The sequence below is a fragment of the Mycobacterium sp. 852002-40037_SCH5390672 genome, from assembly GCF_001665875.1.
Lineage (GTDB): Bacteria > Actinomycetota > Actinomycetes > Mycobacteriales > Mycobacteriaceae > Mycobacterium.
This window is the reverse complement of sequence record NZ_LZTA01000010.1, coordinates 1-9291: the sequence shown is the minus strand read 5'-3', so window position 1 is coordinate 9291 and position 9291 is coordinate 1. Positions and strand designations below refer to the sequence as shown.

General features: G+C 66.8%; 12 protein-coding genes. 7 read left to right on the top strand and 5 right to left on the bottom strand.

The window, feature by feature from the left end; genetic code table 11:
• Positions 1-27: 27 nt before the first annotated feature.
• From A5782_RS02865 to A5782_RS02855, 3 genes are read left to right on the top strand one after another with little or no spacing between them, the layout of a single operon-like run.
• Entirely contained in the window at positions 28-705 is a 678-nt protein-coding gene (locus A5782_RS02865) for an SDR family NAD(P)-dependent oxidoreductase (RefSeq protein WP_082942753.1), read from the top strand.
• A 4-nt stretch (positions 706-709) separates the two neighbouring features.
• Positions 710-1903 carry a sulfotransferase gene (locus A5782_RS02860; protein ID WP_067094861.1) on the top strand — a complete coding sequence of 398 codons (1194 nt, stop codon included), beginning with the start codon at positions 710-712 and terminating at the stop codon, positions 1901-1903.
• Positions 1900-2919 (top strand): zinc-binding dehydrogenase, encoded by a 1020-nt coding sequence (locus A5782_RS02855; RefSeq protein WP_067094858.1) that lies wholly within the window; start codon positions 1900-1902, stop codon positions 2917-2919. Before A5782_RS02860 ends, A5782_RS02855 begins: the two co-directional genes overlap by 4 nt.
• Here A5782_RS02855 and A5782_RS02850 read toward each other — a convergent pair.
• Both A5782_RS02850 and A5782_RS02845 read right to left on the bottom strand, forming a co-directional pair.
• Complete coding sequence (locus A5782_RS02850; protein ID WP_231986579.1) at positions 2906-3412, bottom strand: YbaK/EbsC family protein; 507 nt, start codon at positions 3410-3412, stop codon at positions 2906-2908. The two genes, A5782_RS02855 and A5782_RS02850, sit on opposite strands and share 14 nt — an antisense overlap.
• A gap of 6 nt (positions 3413-3418) precedes the next feature.
• Complete coding sequence (locus A5782_RS02845; RefSeq protein WP_067094855.1) at positions 3419-4279, bottom strand: NAD(P)-dependent oxidoreductase; 861 nt, start codon at positions 4277-4279, stop codon at positions 3419-3421.
• Between the two features lie 312 nt (positions 4280-4591).
• On the opposite strand from A5782_RS02845, the gene A5782_RS02840 reads away from it, so the two are divergent.
• Both A5782_RS02840 and rsrA read left to right on the top strand, forming a co-directional pair.
• Positions 4592-5254: a sigma-70 family RNA polymerase sigma factor gene (locus A5782_RS02840; RefSeq protein WP_067094864.1), complete on the top strand. Its 663-nt coding sequence runs from the start codon at positions 4592-4594 to the stop codon at positions 5252-5254.
• On the top strand, positions 5251-5565 hold the full coding sequence (rsrA, locus tag A5782_RS02835) for a mycothiol system anti-sigma-R factor (protein ID WP_067094853.1): 315 nt from the start codon (positions 5251-5253) through the stop codon (positions 5563-5565). The genes A5782_RS02840 and rsrA overlap by 4 nt, the downstream gene beginning before the upstream one ends.
• Positions 5566-5571: 6 nt before the next feature.
• Here the strand turns inward: rsrA and A5782_RS27155 are convergent, their stop codons facing one another.
• Positions 5572-5646: a 50S ribosomal protein bL37 gene (locus A5782_RS27155; protein ID WP_011728008.1), complete on the bottom strand. Its 75-nt coding sequence runs from the start codon at positions 5644-5646 to the stop codon at positions 5572-5574.
• Positions 5647-5883: 237 nt separating this feature from the next.
• Here A5782_RS27155 and A5782_RS02830 point away from each other — a divergent pair, with 237 nt between their 5' ends.
• Positions 5884-6099 (top strand): biotin/lipoyl-binding carrier protein, encoded by a 216-nt coding sequence (locus A5782_RS02830; protein WP_007773063.1) that lies wholly within the window; start codon positions 5884-5886, stop codon positions 6097-6099.
• Between the two features lie 49 nt (positions 6100-6148).
• Positions 6149-7648: a sensor histidine kinase gene (locus tag A5782_RS02825; protein WP_067094851.1), complete on the top strand. Its 1500-nt coding sequence runs from the start codon at positions 6149-6151 to the stop codon at positions 7646-7648.
• A gap of 79 nt (positions 7649-7727) precedes the next feature.
• Here A5782_RS02825 and whiB1 read toward each other — a convergent pair whose 3' ends face one another.
• Both whiB1 and A5782_RS02815 read right to left on the bottom strand, forming a co-directional pair.
• A complete protein-coding gene (gene whiB1 / locus A5782_RS02820; protein WP_003874607.1) occupies positions 7728-7982 on the bottom strand; it encodes a transcriptional regulator WhiB1 in 255 nt (84 codons plus the stop codon).
• A 283-nt stretch (positions 7983-8265) separates the two neighbouring features.
• Positions 8266-9231 (bottom strand): diacylglycerol kinase family protein, encoded by a 966-nt coding sequence (locus A5782_RS02815; protein ID WP_067094848.1) that lies wholly within the window; start codon positions 9229-9231, stop codon positions 8266-8268.
• Positions 9232-9291 lie beyond the last annotated feature (60 nt).

The following is a 9291-nucleotide window of genomic DNA, read 5'->3' as shown; positions in this document are numbered from 1 at the left end:
GTCAATCAACGAATTGAGGACTGACGCATGAACTCCGTCAACTTCGATTTCACCGGCGCCCACGTGCTGGTGACCGGAACCCGCGGGTCGCCCGCCGACTATCCCGAGACGGAGCTGGGCGCGTTCACCTACCGCCAGTGCCAGATCCAAGATCCCGAATCCGTTGACGCTCTGGTCGATTCGCTGGGGGAGCTGGATATCCTGGTCAACAACGCGGGCGGTCCCTATCCCGCGGGCGACGAATACGACCCCGACGGCTACGTCGCATCGGTGACGCAGAACATGCTGGGCCCGATGCGGCTGACCATGCGCTGCCATGAGCGCCTCAAGTCCAGCCGGGCGGCCGGCGGCGCGAGCGTGGTCAGCGTCGTCTCGATGTCGGCGTTCCGTTCGGCGGTCTTCGTCCCGGGCTACGCCTCGTCGAAGATGGGCCTGCTCGCCTTGACGATGAACCTTTCGCGCCGCTGGGCCGATGACGGGATCCGGGTCAACGCCATCGCGCCCGGGCTGATCGACACTCGAATGACCCACCCGGCCATGGGAATTCCCGAGGTGATGGACGTCGAGATCGGATTCCACACGCCACTGGGTAGGCCCGGAACACCCCAGGACTGTGCCGGCGCGACGCTCTTCCTGTGTACCGATGCCGCGTCGTACATCACCGGTAGCGCCATCGCCGTCGACGGCGGATACCTGACGGTCTAGAGCCATGAGCGATCAAAAAAATTACGACGACATCACCACCGCCGACGACGTTTTCGAGCTGGCGGCCCGACGCACCGGCCTCACCGAAATCGACTCCGACTCATGGCGTGACGGATTGCAGCTCATCCTCGACGAGCTCAACACCTCGCCGGTCTTCACCCCGTTCGGCCGCGAACGGGTCCTCGACGACGCCACCAACGCGCTGGGGCGGCGCATGCAGGTGCACGGCTACATCCGGTCGCACCCCGAAGTGCTGGACACGCCCGTCGAGCGGCCCCTGATCGTGCTCGGCATGCCCCGCACCGGCACCACGGTCATCAGCTGCCTGCTCGACCAGGACCCGGCCCGACGATCGCTGCTGCACTGGCAGTGCGTGGACCCGATCCCGCCCGCCGGCACCGACACGCTGCGCACCGACCCGCGGTGCCTGGCCCTGCTGGAGGAGCAGCGCAAGATCCTCGAACTGGTGACGCAGGCGAAAATTCCGCTGCCGCACTGGGAAGACGCCGACGGCCCGACCGAGGACATGTTCATTCACAACCAGGATTTCAAGGGCCTGTCCTGGGACTCGTTCCTGCCGACGGATCGCTACGCACGGTGGCTTTTCGACGAGGCCGACATGAGCAGCACCTACGAATACCAGAAGCGCTATCTGCAGGTCCTGCAGTCCACCGCACCGGGCAACTGGAGCCTGAAGATGCCCTCGCACTCGGTGCACATCGAAGCGCTGTTGAACGTGTTCCCCGACGCGCGGCTGATCTGGGCGCACCGCGATCCGTACAGGGCGACGGGGTCGCTGTGCAACCTGTGGCGGCTGCCGCAGAGCCTGGTGATGAACACCGAGCTGCTGGACCAGACGGACATGGGCCGGCTCGCGATGTGGCAGATGCGCTACCACGTCGAGCGGCCGCTGCGGGCCCGCGACCGCATCGGCGACGAGCGCTTCTTCCACATGTACTACCACGAGATGATGCGCGACCCGATGGACGTCATGCGGCGCATCTACGAGTGGGTGAACGAACCCCTAACCGCCGAAACCGAAGCGCGCATGCGCAGTTGGCTCGCCGATCACCCTCAGGACCGGTTCGCGCTCAACGCCTATCGCCTCGACGAGTACGGCCTGACCGTCGAGGCGCTCGCGCCGGTCTTCGCCGAATATCTCGATTCCTTCGACATCGAACTGGAAGGCGCACCGTGAAAGCATCCGTGGTCACCGGCCCGGGCAGGGTGGAGGTCCTCGACACCGAGCGCCCCGACGTCGGCCCCCGCGACGTCCTCGTCCGGATGCGGGCCTGCGGAATCTGCGGTTCGGACGCGTTCTACATCGCCATCGGCGGCATCCCGCCGCGGCAGGGGCACACCCCGCTGGGCCACGAGCCGGCCGGGGAGATCGTCGAGGTCGGCGCGCAGGTGACCGGGCTGTCCGTCGGCGACCACGTCGTCATCAATCCGATGGCCGCGCCCAGCGGCATCATCGGCAACGGCGGCGCCGCCGGGGCGCTTGCCGACTACCTGCTCATCGAAAATGCCGCCCGCGGAACGAGTCTCGAAGTGATCCCGGATCACATCCCGTGGGAAGTGGCCGCGCTCAACGAACCGATGGCGGTCGCGCGCCACGGAGCCAACCGCTGCCAACCCAAACCGACGGACAAGGTCGTCGTGTTCGGCGCCGGGCCGATCGGGCTGGGCGCCACGCTGGCCTTCAAATCCCTTGGCGTCAGCCATGTCGTCGTTGCGGACCTGATCCCGGGCCGCCTGCGCAAGGCGCTGCAGATCGGGGCCGACGCCGTCATCAACTCCGCCGACGAGGACGTGGCGGCGCGCCTTGTCGAACTGCACGGCGAGGGCGAGGCTGGAATTCCGGGGTTGTCCGGGCGCGCCGGCACCGACATCTACCTCGACGCCGCCGGAGTGCCCGCCGTCATCAACACCGCGCTGGCCGCCGCCAAGAAGGGCGCCACCCTGGGAATCGTTGGCGTGCACAAGGAGCCGGTACCCGTCGAGCTCGTCAACGTGATGAGCAACGAGATCACCATCCTCGGATCCATGGGCTACCCCGACGAAATCTTCGAGGTGACCAAGGATCTCGTCGCCAATTGGGAAAAATACGCGCTGATCCCCAGCCACACCATCCCGTTCGACAACGTCGGCGAAGCGCTCGAGCTGGCGCACACCCCGGGTGCCGCGGACAAGGTCGTCGTCACGTTCGAGTGATGTCGGCGGTGATCGCGCCGGTGAGACGGATCAGGTCCTGCGGGGCCACCGCGACCTCCCAATGCCGTTTGCCCGCGCTGCACAGCATCCGGTCCCATCGCAACGCCGAGCCGTCCAGCACCGTGCGCAGCCGCCTGCGCTGTCCGAACGGCGAAATACCGCCCACCGCATAGCCGGTCGCCCGCTCGGCGACCGCCGGCTCGGCCATGCTCGCCTTGGGCGCACCCAGCGCCGCGGCGGCCGCCTTCAGCGACAACCGCGACGGCAACGGCACGATCGCGACGGCCAGCTCGCCGGGCAGCGCGATGATCAGGGTCTTGAAAACCTGCTCGGCCGACACCCCGGGGGACGCGGACAGGTCGCCGATCTCTTCGAAGTGGTGAATCTGGTGCGGCACACCGGCTTTCACCAGCGCGGCAATGCCCGGGGTGGCGGCGGCCTTGTTCCGGCGGTCGCGACCCGCTGCGCCCGGCTCCGCCGCGCTTGCGATCACGACGGGCTAGGGGCCGGTGTACCCCGGCGGGTTGACGCCGTCCACCCAGAAGTCGACGCCCAGTTTCGAGCCGGGAATGCAGTCGTAGGCCGACAGGTCGGTGACGCCGGATTCCACCAGCACGTCCTCACACAGCAGCATGTTGCCGGTGTATTCCTTGGACGGCTTGTTCAGGACGACGTAGGCCGCGTCGGAATAGATCTCGGGCTTGCGGGCGCGTCCCATCGCCTCCTCGCCGCCGAGCAGGTTCTGCACCGCGGCGGTGGCCACCAGGGTGCGCGGCCACAACGTGTTGGACGCGATGCCCTCCTCGCGCATCTCCTGCGCGATGCCCAACGCGCACAGCGTCATACCGAACTTGGCCATCATGTACGCCGTCGGCTTCAGCCACTCCTGGCCTAGCAGCACCGGCGGCGACAGCGTCAGGATGTGCGGGTTCTCCCGGCCCTTCATGTGGGGCAGGCACGCTCGCGAAACCGCATACGTGCCCCGCACCTGGATGCCGTTCATCAGGTCGAAGCGCTTCATCGGCACCTCGGTGATGGATCCCAGGTTGATCGCCGACGCGTTGTTGACGCAGATGTCGATGCCGCCGAACTGCTCGACGGTCTTGGCCACGGCCGCCTCAACCGAGTCCGGCTCTCGGACGTCCCCGACGATCGGCAGGGCCTGTCCCCCCGCTTCCTCGAGCTCTTTGGCAGCGGTGAACACCGTGCCGGGCAGCTTCGGGTGCGGCTCGGCGGTCTTGGCGATCAGTGCGATGTTCGCGCCGTCCTGCGCGGCGCGCTTGGCGATCGCCAGGCCGATACCACGGCTGGCCCCGGAGATGAACATGGTCTTGCCTCGCAGGGAGGTGGCGTGGGACATGGCGTCACACTAACGCCACGCCCGAATCGGCCGGATCGGGGCCCGATCGGTGCAGCCGGGACCGCTACCCGGCCAAATAGCGCTGCGGAAATAGCGGGGTCGCGCACGCTGTTGATTCAATCGGTTTCACATGCGGTGGGACGGACCCGGACGGACAGTGTCGGGGTCAGCCTTTAGATTGGGAGGAGCAGCGTGGTGTCAACGGCGACGAGCCTGTTAGGCGAGGAGCGGTTGGCTGGCTTCCTTGCGAGTCCGGTGGGGCTTTCGGTGCTCTCCGGTAACACCGCCGCAGAAGGGACCGGGTTGATCGACATGGCCGACTCTGAAAATGGCCGCGATGGCGCGACGGGGCCCGAGATTTCCGAGCCCGCAGCGCACGAAGAGACGGATGCGGAATTAACGGCGCGCTTCGAACGCGACGCGATTCCCCTGCTGGACCAGCTGTACGGCGGCGCGCTGCGCATGACGCGCAATCCCGCCGACGCCGAAGATCTGCTGCAAGAGACCATGGTGAAGGCCTACGCGGGATTCCGCTCATTTAGGGCCGGCACCAATCTCAAGGCGTGGCTCTACCGGATCTTGACCAACACCTACATCAACAGTTACCGCAAGAAGCAGCGCCAGCCCGCGGAGTATCCGACCGAGCAAATCACCGACTGGCAGCTGGCCGCGAATGCCGAGCATTCGTCCACCGGGCTGCGTTCGGCCGAGGTCGAGGCCCTCGAGGGGCTGCCGGACTCGGAGATCAAAGACGCGCTGGCGTCCTTGCCGGAAGAATTCCGGATGGCGGTCTATTACGCCGACGTCGAAGGGTTCCCGTACAAGGAAATCGCCGAGATCATGGATACGCCGATTGGAACGGTAATGTCACGGCTGCACCGCGGCCGACGGCAGCTCCGCGGCCTGTTGGCCGACGTTGCCAAGGAGCGCGGCTTCAACCGTGGTCAGCAGACGCACGAGGAGGTGTCGTCATGAGCGAGTTCTCCGGCCAGGGCGCGGCCTCGCCCGATGCCTGCCCGAACGACGAGTCCCACGGCAGCGTCGGCTGCGCGGAGGTCATCCGCCAGGTCTGGCTGCTGCTCGACGGCGAATGCGGCCCGGACACCCGCGAGCAGCTGCGCCAGCATCTCGAGGCGTGCCCCGGCTGCTTCAAGCACTACGGGCTCGAAGAGCGCATCAAGGCGTTGATCGCCACCAAATGCAAAGGCGAGAAGGCCCCTGACGGGTTGCGCGAGCGGCTACGGCTCGAGATCCGGCGCACCACGATCATCCGGGGTACGCAGTAGCGTCCCTCAGGCGTTGGGCCGCTTACCGTGGTTGGCCTTGCTGTGCTTGCGGTCGCGCTTCTTACGGCCTCGTTTGGCCATGGTGAAAACCTCCGTGATTGCTTGTCGAACCAGACGCGTGGCGCCGGTCGGCTTGTGGATCATTCTCTCACGAGACGTCCCAAGCAGTGTCTTCGCCCTCGTGGGGGCCTGTCGGGGGCCCGTGTGCCGCGGTCCCGACCGGTGCTGTGGTTCGATGTATCCGAGCCTGATGGGCCCAGAAGAACCGTGATGAACAGCAGCCAGCCTGCGCAAAAGGCCGAAACGAGTGGGGTGAAGATGGCGGAGGATGTGCGTGCCGAGATCGTGGCCAGCGTGCTCGAAGTCGTTGTCAACGAGGGTGACCAGATCGGCAAAGGCGACATCGTGGTGCTGCTGGAGTCGATGAAGATGGAGATCCCCGTCCTGGCCGAAGTCGGCGGCACCGTCAGCAAGGTCAGTGTGTCGGTGGGCGACGTCATTCAGGCGGGCGACCTCATCGCGGTGATCAGCTAGCCGTCCGGCCCCTTCCATCAGCCGCCGGGAACGACCCGGGGAGTAAGCAATGTCGACTCTCGGTGATCTGCTCGCCGAACACACCGTGCTGCCGGGCAGTGCGGTGGACCATCTGCACGCGGTGGTCGGCGAGTGGCAGCTACTGGCCGACCTGTCGTTCGCCGACTACCTGATGTGGGTGCGGCGCGACGACGGCGTGCTGGTGTGTGTGGCGCAATGCCGGCCGAACACGGCGCCCACGGCGCTACAGACCGATGCGGTGGGCACCGCCGTCGGATCCGACCGGTTGGGGATCGTGGCCGAGACGTTCGCGTCGGGCACCGCCAAGCGGGATGACGTTGTGGCGCAGGTGGCTTCGTGGCTGCCGGGCACCCACGTCGAGGCGTCCCCGGTGCGCTACGGCGGCAAGGTGGTGGCTGTGCTCACCCATCATCAGACCGCGATGGCCGCCGACCGTACGTCCGGTCAGCTGGAGATCGCCTACCGGGAGTGCGCCACCGATCTGGTTCACATGCTCGCCGAGGGGACTTTTCCGGACGTGGGGGACGTGGTCATGTCGCGCTCGACCCCGCGGGCCGGCGACGGCTTCATCCGCCTCGACGTGCACGGCGTCGTCGCCTACGCCAGCCCCAACGCGCTTTCGGCCTACCACCGGATGGGACTGACCACCGAACTGGAGGGGCACAACCTCATCGAGGTCACGCGGCCGCTGATTTCCGACCCGTTCGAGGCGCAGGAAGTGGCCGAGCATGTGCAGGACCTGGTGGCCGGCGGGCGCAGCATGCGCATGGAGGTCGACGCCGGGGGAGCCACGGTGCTGCTGCGCACGCTGCCGTTGATGGTCAACGGCGCCAGCACCGGCGCGGCGGTGCTGATCCGCGACGTCACCGAAGTCAAGCGCCGCGACCGGGCGCTGATATCCAAGGACGCCACCATCCGGGAAATCCACCACCGGGTGAAGAACAACCTGCAGACCGTGGCGGCGCTGTTGCGCCTGCAAGCCCGCCGGACGGTCAACGCGGAGGGGCGGGAAGCCCTGATCGAGTCGGTGCGCCGGGTGTCATCGATCGCGTTGGTGCACGACGCACTGTCGATGTCGGTGGACGAGCAGGTCAATCTCGACGAGGTGATCGACCGGATCCTGCCGATCATGAACGACGTCGCGTCGGTGGACCGGCCGATCCGCATCAACCGGGTCGGCGATCTGGGTGTGCTGGACTCCGACCGGGCCACCGCGCTGATCATGGTGATCACCGAACTGGTGCAGAACGCGATCGAGCACGCCTTCGACCCGGCGGTCGAGGAAGGCTCGGTGACGATCCGCGCCGAGCGCTCCGCCCGCTGGCTCGACGTGGTGGTGCACGACGACGGCCGCGGGTTGCCGGAAGGATTCAGCCTGGAGACCTCCGACAGCCTCGGTCTGCAGATCGTGCGGACCCTGGTGTCGGCTGAGCTGGACGGCACCCTGGGCATGCGTCAGGCGCCCGCCCGCGGCACCGATGTGGTGCTACGGGTGCCGATCGGCCGGCGGACCCGATTGCTGCTGTAGCCCCACGCCGGACGGCGGCCACACGCAAAGGTGCGGCCCCGACTTTCGTCGAGGCCGCACTGTTCGCGCGTGATGTGGGTTATACCCCGCTGCGGGCCTTCGTCCGGGCGTTGCGACGCTTCAGTGCACGCCGCTCGTCTTCGCTCATGCCGCCCCAGACGCCCGAGTCCTGACCCGTGTTCAGGGCCCAACCGAGGCACTCTGTGGTCACCGGGCACCGATTACAGACCAGTTTCGCGTCAGCGATCTGCGCGAGCGCCGGGCCACTGTTCCCTACCGGGAAGAACAGCTCCGGGTCTTCGTCGCGACAGACCGCCTTGTGGCGCCAATCCATACGTCTTTACTCCTCACTAAGTGCGCAGCAAGGCGCACGGCCATTTTCTTCGGCTGTTTAATGCGTGCAGAAGAAAAGGAGTCCGCAACTCCTACGTAAATCTCTGCATGCAACCTTTTGATCGTTTCACAGGCTCAACGGATGTCAATAGCGTGAGTTCGCTCGTGGGCTATCTCACTTTGATCAACTCGTAGCCAAGCCCTTACTCCGTTGTACTACACTCCACCGGCTACTTCCCGACAACTTTTCCCGGCACTCGCCAACGTCGCGGCGTCACCGCAGGTCAGTGCCGATTTTGCTGAGGGGGGGCGACCACCGCCAGCGCGTCCGGGACCGCTTTGAACGTCATGGTTTCGCGCACGCCGAGGTAATCGCCATCGAACTGGCAGGCGACGGCGCCTCCGGTCGAGGTAACTCGCAGGCATGGCAGGTCGTCCTCGTTGATGAGGTGCTTGAAGTTGAAGTTGGGCCGTTTGGCGAACATCTGCCGCACGATCCGCAGGGTGGGGATCGGCTTCATGGTGGTGGGGGCGAAGACCCCCAGACCCGACTCGAAGCTGCAGCCGGGATTGGTCCACACCGGGCGTTCGTTGGCGAACGTCCACGGGCTGGAGTTCGACACGAACGCAAAGCTCACTCCCGTAATGGGTTCGCGGCCAGGAAGTTCCAGCGTCAGCATCGGTTCGCGGCGGGTGTAGGCCCACACGGCCGGCACCGAAGCGCGGATGTAGCGCCACGCGGAGACCTTGCCGCCCTTGTCCCGCTCGGCCTCCACCGCGGCCACCACCTCGGCGTCGACACCCATGCCGGTGTTGAACACCGCCCAGCGCTCGCCGCAGTCGATCAGGCCGATCCGCCGCCAGGAGGCGCGTCGCTGGTAGTCGTCGAGCAGCTGGATGAGCTGGTTGGTGGCCGCGACCGGATCCGCGGAGATGCCCAGGGACCGCGCCAGCACATTGGCCGAACCGCCGGGAACCACGGCAACCGCCGGTACCGGGCCGCTTGGAAGCGGCCCCGGCCGCCCGAGCAGGCCGTTGACCACCCCGCTCACCGTGCCGTCACCGCCGTGCACGACCACCAGATCGACGCCGTCCGCCACGGCCTTCTGCGCGAGCTCGGTGCCATGACCGCGGTGGTTGGTGTGCTCGACACTGAGCTGCAGGCGGCTCTTGAGCGCGTGGGCCAGCAGGTCGCGCGCGGCCGGCGTGGTGGAAGTGGCTGTGGGGTTGACGATCAGCACGGCCCGCATGAGCCACGAGCTTAGGCGGTGCGATGTTGCGCGCCGCAGGGCGGCGGGAGGAGCAGCGCC